16 protein-coding genes are annotated in these 15,866 nt (G+C 48.3%); 11 read left to right on the top strand and 5 right to left on the bottom strand.

Annotated elements, in window-relative coordinates; all coding sequences use genetic code 11:
- Positions 1 to 58: 58 nt before the first annotated feature.
- Positions 59 to 1,090 carry a hypothetical protein gene (locus tag BGO59_RS16255; RefSeq protein WP_293684682.1) on the bottom strand — a complete coding sequence of 344 codons (1,032 nt, stop codon included), beginning with the start codon at positions 1,088 to 1,090 and terminating at the stop codon, positions 59 to 61.
- Between the two features lie 192 nt (positions 1,091 to 1,282).
- On the bottom strand, positions 1,283 to 1,699 hold the full coding sequence (locus BGO59_RS16260; RefSeq protein ID WP_293684683.1) for a hotdog fold thioesterase: 417 nt from the start codon (positions 1,697 to 1,699) through the stop codon (positions 1,283 to 1,285).
- A 142-nt stretch (positions 1,700 to 1,841) separates the two neighbouring features.
- Here BGO59_RS16260 and BGO59_RS16265 point away from each other — a divergent pair, with 142 nt between their 5' ends.
- The 6 genes from BGO59_RS16265 to BGO59_RS16290 all read left to right on the top strand — a co-directional run bounded on the left by BGO59_RS16265 (position 1,842) and on the right by BGO59_RS16290 (position 7,382).
- Complete coding sequence (locus BGO59_RS16265; protein WP_293684684.1) at positions 1,842 to 2,480, top strand: histidine phosphatase family protein; 639 nt, start codon at positions 1,842 to 1,844, stop codon at positions 2,478 to 2,480.
- Positions 2,481 to 2,630: 150 nt separating this feature from the next.
- Positions 2,631 to 3,719 (top strand): sensor histidine kinase, encoded by a 1,089-nt coding sequence (locus BGO59_RS16270; protein ID WP_293684685.1) that lies wholly within the window; start codon positions 2,631 to 2,633, stop codon positions 3,717 to 3,719.
- 81 nt (positions 3,720 to 3,800) lie between these two features.
- Positions 3,801 to 4,535: a response regulator gene (locus tag BGO59_RS16275; RefSeq protein WP_293684686.1), complete on the top strand. Its 735-nt coding sequence runs from the start codon at positions 3,801 to 3,803 to the stop codon at positions 4,533 to 4,535.
- Positions 4,536 to 4,617: 82 nt separating this feature from the next.
- Complete coding sequence (locus BGO59_RS16280) at positions 4,618 to 5,418, top strand: DUF3298 and DUF4163 domain-containing protein (protein WP_293684687.1); 801 nt, start codon at positions 4,618 to 4,620, stop codon at positions 5,416 to 5,418.
- A gap of 141 nt (positions 5,419 to 5,559) precedes the next feature.
- Positions 5,560 to 7,098: a hypothetical protein gene (locus tag BGO59_RS16285; protein WP_293684688.1), complete on the top strand. Its 1,539-nt coding sequence runs from the start codon at positions 5,560 to 5,562 to the stop codon at positions 7,096 to 7,098.
- The gene (locus BGO59_RS16290) at positions 7,095 to 7,382 is read left to right on the top strand and encodes a hypothetical protein (protein WP_293684689.1); all 288 of its coding nucleotides are present in this window, start codon (positions 7,095 to 7,097) and stop codon (positions 7,380 to 7,382) included. The genes BGO59_RS16285 and BGO59_RS16290 overlap by 4 nt, the downstream gene beginning before the upstream one ends.
- A 28-nt stretch (positions 7,383 to 7,410) precedes the next feature.
- Here the strand turns inward: BGO59_RS16290 and BGO59_RS16295 are convergent, their stop codons facing one another.
- Positions 7,411 to 8,847, bottom strand: coding sequence for a glycosyltransferase (locus BGO59_RS16295; RefSeq protein ID WP_293684690.1), 1,437 nt, complete (start codon positions 8,845 to 8,847; stop codon positions 7,411 to 7,413).
- 140 nt (positions 8,848 to 8,987) lie between these two features.
- Here BGO59_RS16295 and BGO59_RS16300 point away from each other — a divergent pair, with 140 nt between their 5' ends.
- Entirely contained in the window at positions 8,988 to 10,526 is a 1,539-nt protein-coding gene (locus BGO59_RS16300) for a hypothetical protein (protein ID WP_293684691.1), read from the top strand.
- Positions 10,527 to 10,545: 19 nt separating this feature from the next.
- Here the strand turns inward: BGO59_RS16300 and BGO59_RS16305 are convergent, their stop codons facing one another.
- On the bottom strand, positions 10,546 to 11,028 hold the full coding sequence (locus BGO59_RS16305; RefSeq protein WP_293684692.1) for a group II truncated hemoglobin: 483 nt from the start codon (positions 11,026 to 11,028) through the stop codon (positions 10,546 to 10,548).
- Positions 11,029 to 11,185: 157 nt separating this feature from the next.
- A complete protein-coding gene (gene ald / locus BGO59_RS16310; protein WP_293684693.1) occupies positions 11,186 to 12,319 on the bottom strand; it encodes an alanine dehydrogenase in 1,134 nt (377 codons plus the stop codon).
- A gap of 172 nt (positions 12,320 to 12,491) precedes the next feature.
- On the opposite strand from ald, the gene BGO59_RS16315 reads away from it, so the two are divergent.
- The 4 genes from BGO59_RS16315 to BGO59_RS16330 all read left to right on the top strand — a co-directional run bounded on the left by BGO59_RS16315 (position 12,492) and on the right by BGO59_RS16330 (position 15,849).
- Positions 12,492 to 12,953 carry an Lrp/AsnC family transcriptional regulator gene (locus BGO59_RS16315; protein ID WP_293684694.1) on the top strand — a complete coding sequence of 154 codons (462 nt, stop codon included), beginning with the start codon at positions 12,492 to 12,494 and terminating at the stop codon, positions 12,951 to 12,953.
- A gap of 91 nt (positions 12,954 to 13,044) precedes the next feature.
- On the top strand, positions 13,045 to 13,761 hold the full coding sequence (locus tag BGO59_RS16320) for a DsbA family oxidoreductase (RefSeq protein WP_293684695.1): 717 nt from the start codon (positions 13,045 to 13,047) through the stop codon (positions 13,759 to 13,761).
- 198 nt (positions 13,762 to 13,959) lie between these two features.
- Entirely contained in the window at positions 13,960 to 14,922 is a 963-nt protein-coding gene (locus BGO59_RS16325) for a kelch repeat-containing protein (RefSeq protein ID WP_293684696.1), read from the top strand.
- Positions 14,923 to 14,952: 30 nt separating this feature from the next.
- A complete protein-coding gene (locus BGO59_RS16330; protein WP_293684697.1) occupies positions 14,953 to 15,849 on the top strand; it encodes a DUF1080 domain-containing protein in 897 nt (298 codons plus the stop codon).
- Positions 15,850 to 15,866: the final 17 nt, after the last annotated feature.

A 15,866-nucleotide genomic window follows, 5' to 3' on the forward strand; every position in this document is an offset into this window, starting at 1 on the left:
ATGAGCTTGTTGTACCCTTTGGGACCGCGAAGGTACGGAAACTAAGCGGAGTGGTGTATCACGATCGGCCTAATACTTTCGTCTGAGTTGTGTATACCCAGCCTGCCCAGCAGAAAAGGAGCAGTACACCTAAAAAAGCCGTTCGCTGTCCGGGTTTAGTGTGGGTAGGCTCCAGGGCAGTTATGGCAGCCCGCAGCCGGAGACCATTCACCTGCTCAACCCCGAAGACTGGAATATGCTTGAAATTATCGTACTTATCGCCCAACGTCAGTGGTTCGGTCTTTAGCAATTTCTTTCGGAAATCGCTGTCCCGAATCAGTACCCGAACCGATCGGTTTAAAGTAATTTCCTGTTGCAACCTACGCAGATCATCCGCGTAGGCTTTCCGGCTGATATAGAATTCAAAATCAGGCCAGTTGCTTAGTCGAATCGTAAATCCTTTCAGTATACCCCGATCGGCATCCGGTCTTATACGATCCAGTGTGCTCGTCACGGATATTAGTTGCGCGGGCTGCTTAGTTTCGGGGTTATGAGCCAGATACCCGTATACAATGTTGGCCACAATCAGCACACTCAGACTACCAATCAGCCAACGCAACCGATTCCGTTCTATCCTTGTGATTACCCGTTTACGGGGCACTATGGCCTTATGCTCGGTAAGCCGGGCTTTCAGTTGTTCATAAGCCTCAAAATCAATGGATCGGATCGTGAAATAGTCCTCAGGAAGATAAATCACCAGCGTCTGATAGGGGCCTCTCCTATCCTGATCCAAATATTCATGATAACCTTCGATCGAGTCGTAAGGGAACTGTCGGGCAGATTGCGTCCATTTTTTTACAGTAAATTGATAAGGGCCTAGCGTGACCACTATGGTTTGTTTCCAGGCTTCAGCCAGACAAATAACCCAGACAAATCCAAACAGTACCAACCAAATCGGTGCCTGACTCAGGTCGGGGTAAACCTGACCATTTGTTGCCACTTTATAAGGGATGTACAGAAGGGCGACCAAAAGCCCAAACAGAAACCGGTGCAACCATAGCCAGCGACTCCTGATTCGAAACGTTTCTTCATGTTGAGTAAGTGTAATCATTGTATTTTCGTCTAAAACCTAAATCTGTTGAGACTACCGTTCCCCTATGGAAATAGCCAATCCTCATGACGCAATCTCCTTACTCCTCATAGGCACAGACGTATAAGGCATCCATAAGTACTTAGCCCCGCCTACAATTACCTGTTAGGAACCACTGTAGCTACTTAAGCTCTGATGGCTGAACATGTATCCTTATGCACCAATCACTGCTACTGTTAACCGACTCACGCAAACGAGTTTATTGTGTTCGTCAGTAATTCGAATATCCCAAACGTGGGTAGTACGTCCGGCATGAATGGGAGTACAACGACCATAGACCCAGCCTTCACGTACGGAGCGAATATGATTGGCATTGATTTCCAGCCCAACAGCCCGTTGCTTTACCGGATCGTCCAGCAGCATATAAGATGCTACACTGCCCAATGTCTCGGCCAGTACAACGGAAGCTCCTCCATGAAGAATACCAAAGGGCTGATGGGTTCGTTTATCGACGGGCATTCGGGCGGTTAGATATCCTTCACCTGCTTCAAGGAATTCTATACCAAGGTGTTTGGCGATAGAGTCATTATGAATAAAATCGAGTGCATTCAGATCAAAGCCAGCTTTCATGTTGTTTTGGTTTAATGTCAAGATTTCAGGTTTACTAAGCTGTGGTAACCCAAAACTTAAAATCTGAAACAATTTATAACCTGTTTTTTCGTAATTTTGCGGCTCAAATTTGACAAAAATTGCCGATAGGCAAGGGGGCAGCTTGACACAAAAAACAATTTATCTGATTCGCCATGGCGAAACAGACTTCAACCGACGCGGTATCGTTCAGGGAAGTGGCGTCGATGCGGATCTCAACGAAATGGGCCGTGCCCAGGCAATGGCTTTTTTTCTGGCGTATCAGCATGTGCCATTCCAGAAAATTTACATCTCCGGCTTAAAACGCACGTATCAGACAGCCGAACCATTTATTGAACTGGGGATTCCCTACGAAAAGCTCACTGGCCTCAACGAAATTAGCTGGGGCATTATGGAAGGCAAAGCCCCTGGCAACCTGGATAATGAATACTACCGTGCTCTCATCGAAGCCTGGGAATCGGGACGTACGGACCAGCCTACCGAAGGTGGCGAAAGTCCAGACCAGGTAGCAGCCCGTCAAAAAGAAGCCATCGACGTGATCCTGTCTCACCCCGACGAAGAAACGGTTCTTGTTGCCATGCATGGTCGGGCGATGCGTATTCTGCTTAGCTGGATCACCAACCAGCCCCTTTCACACATGGATCAGTTTGAACACAGCAACGTCTGCCTGTACAAACTTCTCTACGATTACGAATCAACTACGTTTACCATTACGCAGGCCAACGATACGGCTCACCTACTGTCGCTGGCGCTGACCCAGTAAGAATTTGCCTGACTTTAGTGGTTACCAGTCAACAATCATCATCGGCCGATAATCCACGTATATTTCCATTAATAATTGCCGGAAACCAATTCTGTTCTGAAACACGTATATTCGTCAATAGTCCAGTAATTAGTGGAGAATGAAGTGAGCATGTCAAAACAGAAAATATATTGGTATTGCCAAATAGCCGGCTGGACATTGGTAATCATTGTCGAGTGGATCGGCTATTGGTTACAAGGTCTTTTCGGCGAAGAAGTCTTTTGGTTAGGGATTGCAAATATTATTTTAGGCATTTCATTAACGCACCTCTATCGATTAATCATAAAACGATGGAACTGGGTTAAACTCCCGCTGATTCGCTTAGTACCACGAGTGGCCATCTCAGTGATTGTACTTGCTGCAGTTATGAGCGCGGTAAACATTCCATTCGATAAAGAATTATACGCCGATATATTCGTCAACGAACCCAATTACATTTTTGGATACCTGGTCATATGGGGGAAAACGATGCTAGCCTGGGTTCTTTCTTACACAGCCTACCACTACGTTGAGCAGAACCGGAACGACGAAATTGAGAAACTACTGCTCAAAACCAGTGTGCGCGAAACAGAAGCCAAAGTCCTGCGTTCGCAGTTAAATCCGCACTTCGTCTTTAATGCCCTCAACAGCATCCGGGCACTGGTTTTTGAAAACCCAACCAAAGCGCAGCAGGGCATTACGCAGTTGTCCAATTTACTTCGCAACTCGCTACTCGCCGACCGACGGAAAACGGTGGAACTGCGCGAAGAAATCAAAACCGTAGAGGATTATCTATCGCTCGAAAAAGTTCGCTACGAAGACCGGCTTACATCCTACATCGACCTCGATAGCCGGACTCTTTTCTGGCAGGTTCCCCCCATGATGTTGCAAACGCTGGTCGAAAACGCGATCAAGCATGGTGTCTCAAAAGCCGTTGGGGGTGGATTCATTGATATTCGGTCGAGTCTGGAAAGCGACAAGTTGCATATTACCATTCGCAATACTGGCGTTCTGGGCGACAAAGAAGCTTCGGGTGGCTTCGGACTAGCCAATACGTCCCAGCGACTTGATTTGTTATACGGCCACGAAGCCCACTTCAAGATTTATCAGGAAAACGATACCCAAGGCGACGGGCCCATTGTGTGTGCCGAAATTACCATCCCTGCCCAGTCGGAGGGTATGTTCCGACGTGAAAAACAGCCACTGGGAGCCAGAAGCTAGGAACGAGGATTGAGAATGCCGTTTCCTGCGTCAGCATTCTCAATCCTCGCCCCCAACTCCTGGCTCCTACCCCTCTAAACTATGAAGACCCTTATTATTGACGACGAGCGCTTAGCCCGCAACGAACTCCGCAGGCTTCTCGAGAATTTCCCCAAGATTCAGATTATTGGTGAAGCTGCCAACGCGGACGAAGCCTTGCCTATGATCGAAGAACTGGAACCCGAACTCCTATTTCTGGACATTCAGATGCCAGGAAAAAACGGCTTTGAATTACTCCAGTCGATCGAAGGCAAAACTCCTGAAGTGATTTTTACGACGGCTTATGACGAATATGCCATTAAAGCATTCGAGTTCAATGCGCTCGATTACCTCCTCAAACCCGTCGAACTATCCCGGCTGTCGGAAGCGATCCATCGGGTTGAGGAAGAACAGCATATTCCTGAGGCAACGGGCCAGGCAGCAGGTATCTCTACAAAAATTCTGGGCGAAAATGACCAGGTATTTGTGAAAGATGGCGAAAAATGCTGGTTCGTCAAACTTGGCAAAGTGCGCCTGTTCGAGTCGATGGGCAACTACGTCCGGCTTTATTTCGACGATCAGAAGCCACTGGTTCTCAAATCATTAAATGCACTTGAAGACAGGCTTAACCCAACCACCTTCTTCCGGGCCAACCGCAAACATATTATTAACCTTCAATGGATCGAAAAAATCGAGCCCTGGTTCAGTGGTGGATTGCTGGTTACGTTACGTGGTGGCGATAAAATCGAAATTAGCCGCCGACAGGCTATTCGGTTTAAAGATTTGTTAAGTTTGTAATAGCAGCTACCTGAACGTGAATGGTTAATCGAAAGACCAGGTACGAGTTCGTAGTGCTTTCTCGATTAGCCATTGACGCTTCATGAAGCCTATCCTATATATCGTTTTGCTGGCTGGTTTAGCCAGCACATTTGCCGCTTGCCATACTACCCAAAGCGATCCACCAGTCTTAGATCGTCAGCAGTATACCCTCGGAAGCCCTAATCCCTGCGACACGACAACTAATACGGGCGTAGATGTATCCGTATCGTATATCCAGTTGAAAGACGATACGGAAGGCGCTCGCAAAATCAACGATAGTTTACGACTACTGGCGGTGAACAGTGTAGTCAACTGGCTAGACAGTGCCACCATTGCCAGCCACCCCGACGTACATAGTAACCTGGAAAAAGCCGCATCACTTTTTGCCAAAGACTACGAAGTGATGCGCAAAGACATGGGAAGCCTGGGCGGATGCTGGGAATTGGAAACCAGTGCCGATACGGTGCATGTTAGCCCCAGAGCATTAACAGTACGGGTCGAAACCAGAGCCTATACGGGAGGAGCACATCCGAACTCAAACCTGTCCTTTTATACATTCGACCGGGAAACGGGCCGGACACTTACGCTAAACGATATGATTGCCGATACGACTGCTCTACTTGGGGTTCTGGAATCGGCTTTCCGGCAGCAGCAGCACCTGTTGCCCCAAACTAGCCTGGAAGAACAGGGCTATTTTTTGCGCGATGGTCACTTCTTTCTACCTGCCAATATAGGCACTAGCCGGGAAGGACTGGTTTTTTATTACAATCCGTATGAAATAGCGGCTTATGCGGTTGGCCCCATTCAAGTGACAGTTCCGTACGAAAAACTGAATGGTATTCTGCGCGACGACTGGCAATAAACAAGCTATTCCCAATTAATCAATTTACGACAACAATACCATTCGGCTTCTAGCTGTAGTGGGCAATTAGCGCCATTATTCCGTATTTTTGCCCTTACAACGAATCGCACCCCATTCGATGGAGGTTCGTTTCCGTATTGTATGAGACCACATTGGATTGGCCCCGTTGCTGTCAGTAGCCTTTTTCTGATCCTCTTCTTTTGCTTTAAGGTCATTCGATTTCAGGCGTTGTATTATACGTACAATGATATGTACATTTTCCTTCAGGAATCGCATAGCTGGATGAATGGGCGCCCTGTTTTGTACGAAAATATCTGGGGCTACGACGATCGAATCCATAATAATTACGCCATGCTCCTTTGGGGGCCTCTTATCTACATCTGGGGAGCCTATGGCGCTTTTTTCGTTCAGTTTGGGCTCACCCTGCTGAGTTATGTATTGCTCCTGCGCCACCTGGCCATTCGATTAGCGAACTGGGCTGTATGGTTGATGCTGACTGTAGTGCTGCTGGGTCCGGTCTGGTTCTGGTTTTATGAACACCCTAATATCGGCTGGCATCCCGAGTTAACGTACTTTCCGTTATCGATCTTCTTTCTGTTAGCGTTATTACACGCACATACAGGTTGGTTCATTATGACAGCTACGCTCCTGGTTCTGGTAAAGGAAGATGGGGCTTTATTGGCAGGTTCCATTCATCTGGCATTCCTGTGTCTTCACTATCTGGTTACCAACCGACAGCAATCCATCTTTGGCATTCTGACGAAATCCCGATTCTGGCTGGTGCTCGCAGGCTGGGCTCTGCTGTTTATAGCCGGTATGGCCTTTTTATCCTTTAAAAACCATGCTGCCGAACCGGAACCACGGCTACAACAGGCCCTCAACGCCATTCGCACCGGCCTGAATTCCCGCGAGTTTATTGGTACTAACCTGCTATTGTTCGTTCAGACGCTGTTGCTTTTAGCGCCCCCGATTGGCTTATTAACGTATGGTTTATATCGCCTGGGGTGGCAACAGGCTGGTAGTATTTTACTGGTATACAGTGCTGCGTTACTGGCTATTCTACTGTCGAACTGGGTGCAGGGGGCTACGTATTACGGCACCAATGCCCTCTTCGATCTGGTATCGCTGACCTGGCCTCCCCGGTTTGTGCTGGTTTATGCCTTCTCGACCGTTTATACGATTGCCTTCTGGCTACTGTATGAAGCCGATCAGTCATCGGTTCCACGCTGGCAACCCGTATATACTGGCTTACTATTAGTTATTATTCAACTACCGCTCGTACAGTATGCCCGCCCAGACTTTCGGTTGCTCACCATCCTGCACGACAGTTTTACGCACCGTTTCGACCCCCAAAAAGAACCTCTGTTACCGGATGATGATGTGACCGTTGTTAAGAAACTGGCCCAAACCATTCCTTCTCACTCCAACGTATTTGTGTTTGATTATCTGATTCCTTTATTTCACAAGCATTACAACATCTGGCCTACTGAAAAGCAGTGGGAAAATGCAGACCTGGCTATTATCCCGTCCAATGATTTTCAGAAACTTAGTGATCGTCTGCCTCGGGTGATGAAACGACCTTACAAACCCATTCGGCTCAGTACTTATACCCTTTACGTCACCCCGGCCTACGAACCTTACATAAACGCAGTCCTTACGCCTAACGCCAACACAAAATGACCTTCGACCAGTTTACAGCAACCCTGACCCAACCGCAGCCTCCAACCGACTTACATCCGGTATTACAAGGGCTTTGGTACGATGCCAACGACGATTGGGAACAGGCCCATTCAATAGCCCAGAGCCGTGAAGGCACCCAAGCGTACGACCGTCTGCATGCCTATCTTCATAGGAAAGAAGGTGACCGATTTAATGCCAATTACTGGTATCGGCGAGCGGGGGCTTCGTTTTTTACGGGCACACTGGATGAAGAGTGGGCCGTACTCGTCCGGCAGTATTTATAAACAGGACAACTCAGCCACACCCAAGGACTCAGATAAACTTGATTTTGTTTAAGGCAAAGAAGGTCATTTTCAGCAGGAGCCAGCCATGCTTAAACCGCGAGATGTTGGTTTCACCATAGGTGCGAGCCCGGTAACGAATCGGTATTTCGACAAACTTAAGGTTCAGCTTAGCCGATCCAAAAATAAGGTCGAAGTCGCCAAACGGATCGAAATCCCCAAAATAAGCCCGGTTCGCGCTTAGTCGCTGGTAATTGGCCCGCGTAAGCACTTTGGTTCCGCAGAGGGTATCTTTGATCCGCTGATTCAATAGCCATGAGAAGGCAATCGAGAAAAATTTGTTACCAATGAGGTTCAGCGTACGCATGGCTTCCTTTTCCATCGGATACACCAGGCGGGTACCGTTGATGTATTCACCCTTTCCGTTGGCAATGGCTTCGTAAAACTTGGGAAGATCTTCGGGGGGAACGGTCATATCGGCATCCAGGATCATCAGGATATCGCCCGTAGCCATACCAAATCCTTTCCGAACCGCATCGCCTTTGCCCTTACCCTCCTGTTGTACGCATTTAATATCATACTCAGGGGTATACTCGGCGGTTACACGCTGAATTTCGGACCAGGTATCATCGGTCGAGTTACCTTCCACAAAAATCAGCTCCGTATGACTTCCCATAGCAGGCAGTCGCTGCACAATGGTTTCAATATTTCCTTTTTCGTTGCGAGCCGGAACAATAACGCTCACCGACGGCAGATCAACCGATTTATTGGCCTGCATACTACGGGCCACAATAAACGTACATAAGCCGAGCCGATTGAAAAGAGGAAGATTAGCGATATACTTATTGAGCAGGCCGGACAGGAGCGGTATGTATCGTGGCATCAAAAACTTGCGCCCTTCGCGAACGACATCAAATCCGGTTACATCGAGCAGATTTTCAATATCACCCCGATCGAGCCAGTTCTGCCGATGTTCGGGCATTTTCAGGCCAATGGCTTCTGCTGCCGAGAGCAGGGGGGTCCAAAGCTGGTTTCGATAGGTAATAATGATCCGCGTGTCGGCGTGGCAAACGCTATGTAATTGCTTAAAAACCTGCTGAACGTCATCTAAATAGCCAATCGTGTCGGAGATAAGGATAAAGTCGAACACCAACCCATTCAGGTCCAGTTCTTTGGCATCGGCTGTGCGCAAATCCAGATTTGGGTACTTTTGCTGGCCATAGTGGATTAGCTCCGCAGTGCTATCAATGCCCACTCCCAAGGATGGCTGCAACTGATTCAACACATACCCTGTTCCACAGCCTATTTCCAATATTGATTGGTTGGCGGGAATGTTATATCTCAGAAAATTTACTAAAATGCGATAATAATAGCTGTTTCGCTTGATCCAATGTTCCCGCTTAGAACCTTGTAAGTCTGATTGTGTACTATTTACCGATAGATCTTCAACATGCCTGAATTCACTCATACTATTACGTCAGGAAGCGGGTGATTATGGGGGTTAGCGTTAAAAAGACAAAAATCATGTGCATTCCTACCTACAAATAAAGTTATTTTATTTTTCAGTCACTCATACTGAGTCGCTTTTTTACCATACAGCCCCCATCCATGATGCCTAAAACCAACAGGCTATTACTCCTTGCGTTGTTCGCAGGTTTACTTTTTTTCGCGTTTAAACTGATTCGATTTCAGACCCTCGGCTATACATTCAACGATATGTATGCCTTTATCCAGATGTCCTGTAGCTATATGGACGGTCGGCCGTTTATGTACGATAACATCTGGGGCTTTCACCACCGTATCCACAACTATTATACGGTACTTTTTTGGGGACCTTTTTGCTACCTGTGGGGTGCTTATGGCTTATTTGCTGTACAAGCCTTTTTATTGACCATCAGTTATACGCTGGTATACAGACGCTTACAGTACCGCCAAATACCTGTCTGGGCCCGGCAAGGCTTACTGCTTGTGATTTTATTGGGCCCGGTAGCGTTCTGGCTCAACGATCATCCTAACATTGGCTGGCATACCGAACTAACGTACCTACCCTTTGCTCTTTTCTTTATTCTGGCGCTGACCAGTCGATCTGCATCCCGACAGTACTGGGTGCCACTGACGGGTTTGCTTCTGGTACTGATCAAAGAAGATGGCGCCGTGGTAGCGGCTTTAATTCACCTGAGCTGGTTAGCCCTTACATTTCGGCAGGAATCTGATCAACCGTTGATAAAATTGTTGAGCCAGGGAGCATTCTGGCGCATTGCCGGTACCTGGGTAGCTATCTTCCTGCTAGGGATGTTCTGGCTATCCTGGAAAAATCACGCAGCAAAACCGGAACCAAGGCTCCAACAAGCCCTTGCTTTATTAACTCAAAATATTGCCACAAAGGCATTCTGGAAAGAAATGCTGTTCTTACTAGGGGCCGTTATTGTATTGCTACTGCCAGCCGTGGGATTTCTGGCTTTACTGGCAAGGCAACAACGTGCCAACGTAGTCTGGAGTTGGGTAACGATAGCCGGAGTTGGCTTAACGGCCTTAGTAGCGCTGAATTTTGTGCAGAGTGTACTGTATTATGGTCAGCCTCTTTTTTATCTGGTATCGCTGACCTGGCCTCCCCGGTTTGTGCTGTTGTGGGCGTTTGTAGCCGCTTTCCTGATTGCCTGCCTACTCATGTCAAGCGATCGAATCCCTCAGCGTGCACCATCGGGTACAATAATGGCTTTGGTAGGATTGTGGCTCTTCCAAATTCCTATTGTATACATAGCTCGTCCCGATATTCCTCCTTTGAAAGATTGGGTGACCCTGATACGCTATCGACCCGCGAAAGACAAAAACCCAACCCTCATTCAGTCGGCTGATCTGGCGGCTATAAAGTGCATCGCGGCTCAGCTCCCTCCCCGGTCCAGTGTCTTTGCGTTCGATTATGTAATGCCCTTTTTTCATCGGCATTATGGCATATGGCCCACAGGTAATGCTTATCGTCCTGCCGATATTGCGATCATTCCAACGACCGATCCGCAACACTTAACGCAGACGTCAGCCATGCCCAAAGCCGACACGACGTTCCGACTGAATGCGTATACGATTTATACCAGTCGTGCTTACGCCCCTTACATCGGTCGCTGCCTGTCTGACACGGGCCCAAACTAATTGCCTGATTTTTGGAGTTTTAGGGAACGTATGGACCGCCTGTTTCGCCCCATCCCCAGGTTGGCATGGGCGCGTCCAGTTCCTCACTTACTGAGTCAGCGTTTGAATTGATAACGGCTAGCCGGGAGCCCCACTCCAGATAACCCACCAATGCCGAACGGAACTCAGGATCATCTGGCATGCCAACGGAATCGGCCGTATCCAGAATCAGCTCAATCCAGCGCCGACGCTGGGTTTCGGTCAGGTGTCTACCCAAATGCTTGCGAATCATCTGGTAGTGGCTTCCCTCCTCGTTACTATATCGGGCAGGGCCGCGAAATACCTCAGCAATAAAATGGGCTACATGCTGGGCATGTTCGGGCGCCATATTTCGGAATACCGGCTCAAGAATCGAATCCTGACGTACGCGCTGATAAAACAGACTAGTCCAGTTTTCAAAGTTTTCCATCCCTCCTACCCACTCGTATAAAGTAGGGATCGGTGCTTTCGGTTGAGTTTCCATGCAATGGTTGGGGTTCGTTAGTCAAGCAAGTAAGCAAATTTAGATTTGTTTACTTGCTTGACTCCTACTGTTTTCAGAAGTAGATGCATAGCAAACTACAAAAAAAGGCCACACCCCGAAGAGTGCGGCCTGCGTCTGTCGATGAATTAGTAATATCTTAATGCGTTAATTCTTCTTCCGTAAGAAACGCGTTCACATCAGTCAATGGGAGCCCAAATGCATCGGCTACACCTTTATAAACCACTTTACCTTCTACCACGTTCAGACCCAGCTTCAGATCGGCGTTGTCGCGGCAAGCTTGCTGCCAGCCTTTGTTGGCGAGTTGAATGGCATACGGCAATGTGGCATTGGTCAACGCTACAGTGCTCGTATAAGGAACAGCGCCCGGCATATTGGCTACGCAATAATGTACTACGCCGTCGATCACATAGGTTGGATTTTCGTGCGTTGTTGGGTGGCAGGTTTCAATACAACCGCCCTGATCAACCGCTACATCGACCAACACCGTACCCGGCCGCATTTGCTTCAGCATTTCGCGGGTAATGAGGTGGGGCGCTTTAGCGCCTGGAATCAGAACAGCTCCTACGATCAGGTCACAAACTTTGATCATCTCCCGAATGTTGTATTCGTTCGACATCATGGTCTGTACGTTTGGGGGCATAATATCCGACAGGTACCGTAACCGGGGCAAACTCACATCCATGATGGTTACGTGCGCACCCAGACCAGCTGCCATTTTAGCCGCCTGTGTTCCCACAATACCTCCACCCAGAATTAATACGTTAGCGGGTTTTACACCCGGTACGCCACCGAGCAGAATACCCCGGCCTTTCATGGGCTTTTCGAGGTACTTGGCACCTTCCTGAATTGCCATACGACCCGCAACCTCCGACATAGGCACCAGCAGGGGCAGGCTACGGTCAGGGCGTTCAACGGTTTCGTAGGCCAGACAAACAGCACCTTTCGCCAGCATGGCCTGGGTCAGTTCTTCCGACGAGGCAAAGTGGAAGTAGGTAAACAGCAGTTGATTCTCTTTAATCAGGTCGTATTCAGGAGCGATTGGCTCTTTGACCTTCATAATCATCTCGGCGATCCCGTACACCTCTTCGATAGTCGGCAACATAACCGCCCCAGCCGCAATATATTCCTCATCTTCAAAACCACTTCCCTCACCCGCATTCACCTGCACATAAACAGTATGTCCATGTTTACGGAGTTCAGTAACACCAGCTGGTGTAAGCGCAACGCGATTCTCGTTGTTTTTGATTTCTTTAGGAACACCAATGACCATAGCGGCTTAAACGAAGGTTTGTTGTACGTCGATACCACAAAGGTAAAGCGGCTATAAACGTTTTCTAGTAGTTTTTATTTTTTCAGGAAAAGTGGCATTACCTTTATGTTTTTGTAGAACTATTTCCTACTAAGAAAATAAATCAGGAACTCTTGCCGTAAAAATTCCGCTTATGGCTCTTGTCGACGCAACTGACCGCAAAATCCTGGACTTACTCCAACAGGACGCCCATCTGACCATTCAGGATATTGGTCGGAAGATCAATCTGTCTAAAACGCCCGTCCATGAACGCATCAAACGGCTCGAACGTGAGGGTGTTATCGAGCGTTATGTAACCCTGGTCGATAAAAAAAAACTCGGTAATTCACTGATGGTTTATTGCCAGGTAACGCTCGATCGACAAACCCGCGATGCGTTTACCGCTTTTGAAATCGACGTACGCGAACTCCCCGAAGTGCTCGAATGCAATCGGGTATCGGGCACGTTCGATTACCTGATCAAGATTATCAGCCAGGATATGGATACCTACAATCATTTCTATCAGGAAAAACTGTCGGTCATTCCTGGCACCTTGCATATCAGCAGCTTCTTTGTGATGTCGGAGATCAAAAATTCGACTGTAGTTCCGCTATAGAGTCGACATCACCCCGAATCAGAAATTAACCCGTTCAGGAAGGAATTTTGGGCCACTGTTGTTCTGTGATCATACCAGAATACCCCACGATATGGAAATTGAAATTTGGAGTGATGTAATGTGCCCGTTTTGCTACATCGGTAAACGGAAATTCGAAGCTGGTTTGGACCAGTTTGCCCATAATAAGGATGTCAAAGTCGTCTGGAAAAGTTTTCAGCTCAATCCGGGTTTAAAAACTGACCCCTCTAAAAATGTAAACCAGTATCTGGCTGATATCAAGGGCTGGAGCCTTCAACAGGCCGAGCAAATGAACGACCGGGTGACCGACATGGCCCGCGAGGTGGGTCTGGAGTATCATTTCGACAAGGCCATTGTTGCCAACTCCTGGGATGCACACCGGCTGGTTCAGTTAGCGAAAACAAAGGGATTGGGCGATGCCGCCGAAGAGCGACTGTTTCGGGCCTATTTTACCGAAGGAAAAAATACGTCGGATCATACAACGCTGATTGAGCTGGGCACCGACATTGGCCTGGATGCGCCGGAGGTTAGCCAGATGTTAGCTTCTACAGCCTTTAACGACGAGGTGAATCATGACCTGTATGAAGCCCAGCAACTGGGCATACGAGGTGTTCCGTTTTTTGTTCTGAACCGGAAATATGCCGTTTCGGGCGCTCAGGCTCCGGAAACGTTTTTAGGCGCCCTCGAAACAGCCTGGACTGAATGGGACCAACAACATCCTAAACTTACTGAAGTGGCCGCTGGTGAAGCTGCCTGTACCCCAGAAGATGGCTGCGTATTGCCAGAGTAATAATTGTCAGGAACAGTGAGGCACGGATCGCACAGAGCTATTAATGTAAAGCTCTGTGCAATCCGTGCCTCACTGTTTGGAACCTGTCTGAACGTTTGATTTCTGACTTGATTGTGGAAAGTTCAACCTGCTTTTAGGAGAAAATGAACCGTTGGGCCTTTATCAACCATATACATGTATTTACGTTTCCTTTCCTCTATGAAAATCGTATTAGCCAGTAGTTTAGGTGTATTGTTAAGCGGTCTGGTACAGGCGCAAAGCTGGCAACCCGTTAGCACCCAGAACAGTTGCTCGGCCCGTCATGAAAATGCAGCTACTCTTATTGGCGACAGTTTATATGCCGTTGGTGGGCGGGGCATCAAACCACTGGAAGCCCTGAATCTAAAAACGCTGGTTTGGCAAACGCTGCCCACACCACCCGTCGAAATGAATCATTTTCAGGCCATTACCTACAATGGTGACTTATATGTGATGGGCGCTTTTCAGGGGCAATACCCACACGAGACCCCCATTCCAAACATCTATATCTATAGTCCAAAGCAAGGTAAATGGCGGGTTGGTCCCGAAATTCCGAAAGATCGGCTACGGGGTTCGGCTGGTGTAGTCGTGTATAAAAACAAAATCTACATGGCCTGCGGTATCATCGATGGGCATTACGATGGTCATGTAGCGTGGCTCGATGAATACGACCCCAAAACCAACACCTGGAAAAAACTGGCTGATGCGCCCCGCACCCGCGACCACATCAGCGCGGCTGTTGTCGATGATAAATTGTACCTGGCGGGTGGGCGCAATTCAACGGCCCGGATCAATAAAGTGCTGGAAACGACCATCGCCGAAGTGGATGTTTACGATTTTAAAACCGGCCGCTGGAGCACACTGCCTTCTACCTCGAACATTCCGACGCAACGGGCGGGTGGCACTGCCGTTACCCAGGGCGGCAAAGTATGGATTATTGGGGGCGAAACGGTACAACTAAAGGCACACAATGAGGCCGAAGCCCTCGACCCGAAAACCAACACCTGGACATCTGGCCCCCGACTCAACCAGGGGCGTCATGGCACGCAGGCCGTCGTCTATAAAGGAAACATCTACATTGTTGCCGGATCAGCCAACCATGGTGGCGGCCCAGAGCTAAATACAGTGGAGGTGTTAAAATAGTTTGGCGTTAAACGTTTGAAACTCCTACTTATGAAACAAGTTTTACGCACATTAACGGGTCTGTTTATTACACTTTCATCGTTTGCGCAATCCGCAGCCAACCGGGAAGAATGGGTTCGGATTTTCAACGGCAAAGACCTTACTGGCTGGGACATCAAAATTGCCGGACAGCCCCTGAACGACAACTACAAAAATACCTTCCGTGTCGAAAATGGTATGCTCCGGGTCATGTACGATCAGTACAAAACCTTCGACGGCAAATACGGACATATCTACTACAACAAGCCGTATTCCTATTACCGGGTTCGTTTTTCCTATCGGTTTCTGGGCAAACAAACACCGGGTGGCGATCCCTGGAACGTGCGAAACAGTGGTATTATGCTTCATTCGCAATCGGCAAAGAGCTTATCACTTAACCAGACGTTCCCGGTATCGCTGGAAATGCAACTGCTCGGTGGGCTGGGCGATGGCCCACGTCATACGGGCAATCTGTGTACGCCCGGTACACAGGTATACATGAGCGAAAAACTTCGGCCGGAGCATTGTACGGATTCCGATTCAAAAACATACGACGGAGATCGCTGGATAACGGCGGAGGCCATTGTACTGGGCGACTCGATCGTGCATCACCTTATTGAAGGCGATACGGTGCTTACTTACGAACGTCCACAGGTTGGTGGCGGGTTTGTGAGTAAAGACCATAACTGGGAAGCTGGTCGATTCGATAGTCAGGCAGCTGCCCATTGGAATAGTCTGGCCAATACCGCTCTTGGAGAGGGGTTCATTGCTTTACAGGCCGAAAGCCACGCCATTGATTTCCGCAACGTCGAAGTGCTTGACTTAAAGGGTTGCACCGATCCCAAAGCCCTCAACTATAAATCCTATTTTATCAAGTCCGATAACACGTTGTGCCGCTATAAAAAGTAGTATTTGAGATTTCGACT

Source organism: Spirosoma sp. 48-14 (genome assembly GCF_001898575.1).
Lineage (GTDB): Bacteria > Bacteroidota > Bacteroidia > Cytophagales > Spirosomataceae > Spirosoma.

Excerpts from the sequence above, each read along its gene's own strand:
- BGO59_RS16255 (WP_293684682.1), bottom strand. The coding sequence starts at position 1,090 with ATGATTACACTTACTCAACATGAAGAAACGTTTCGAATCAGGAGTCGC.
- BGO59_RS16260 (WP_293684683.1), bottom strand. The coding sequence starts at position 1,699 with ATGAAAGCTGGCTTTGATCTGAATGCACTCGATTTTATTCATAATGAC.
- BGO59_RS16270 (WP_293684685.1), top strand. The coding sequence starts at position 2,631 with ATGTCAAAACAGAAAATATATTGGTATTGCCAAATAGCCGGCTGGACA.
- BGO59_RS16275 (WP_293684686.1), top strand. The coding sequence starts at position 3,801 with ATGAAGACCCTTATTATTGACGACGAGCGCTTAGCCCGCAACGAACTC.
- BGO59_RS16280 (WP_293684687.1), top strand. The coding sequence starts at position 4,618 with ATGAAGCCTATCCTATATATCGTTTTGCTGGCTGGTTTAGCCAGCACA.
- BGO59_RS16285 (WP_293684688.1), top strand. The coding sequence starts at position 5,560 with ATGAGACCACATTGGATTGGCCCCGTTGCTGTCAGTAGCCTTTTTCTG.
- BGO59_RS16290 (WP_293684689.1), top strand. The coding sequence starts at position 7,095 with ATGACCTTCGACCAGTTTACAGCAACCCTGACCCAACCGCAGCCTCCA.
- BGO59_RS16295 (WP_293684690.1), bottom strand. The coding sequence starts at position 8,847 with ATGAGTGAATTCAGGCATGTTGAAGATCTATCGGTAAATAGTACACAA.
- BGO59_RS16300 (WP_293684691.1), top strand. The coding sequence starts at position 8,988 with ATGATGCCTAAAACCAACAGGCTATTACTCCTTGCGTTGTTCGCAGGT.
- BGO59_RS16305 (WP_293684692.1), bottom strand. The coding sequence starts at position 11,028 with ATGGAAACTCAACCGAAAGCACCGATCCCTACTTTATACGAGTGGGTA.
- ald (WP_293684693.1), bottom strand. The coding sequence starts at position 12,319 with ATGGTCATTGGTGTTCCTAAAGAAATCAAAAACAACGAGAATCGCGTT.
- BGO59_RS16315 (WP_293684694.1), top strand. The coding sequence starts at position 12,492 with ATGGCTCTTGTCGACGCAACTGACCGCAAAATCCTGGACTTACTCCAA.
- BGO59_RS16320 (WP_293684695.1), top strand. The coding sequence starts at position 13,045 with ATGGAAATTGAAATTTGGAGTGATGTAATGTGCCCGTTTTGCTACATC.
- BGO59_RS16325 (WP_293684696.1), top strand. The coding sequence starts at position 13,960 with ATGAAAATCGTATTAGCCAGTAGTTTAGGTGTATTGTTAAGCGGTCTG.
- BGO59_RS16330 (WP_293684697.1), top strand. The coding sequence starts at position 14,953 with ATGAAACAAGTTTTACGCACATTAACGGGTCTGTTTATTACACTTTCA.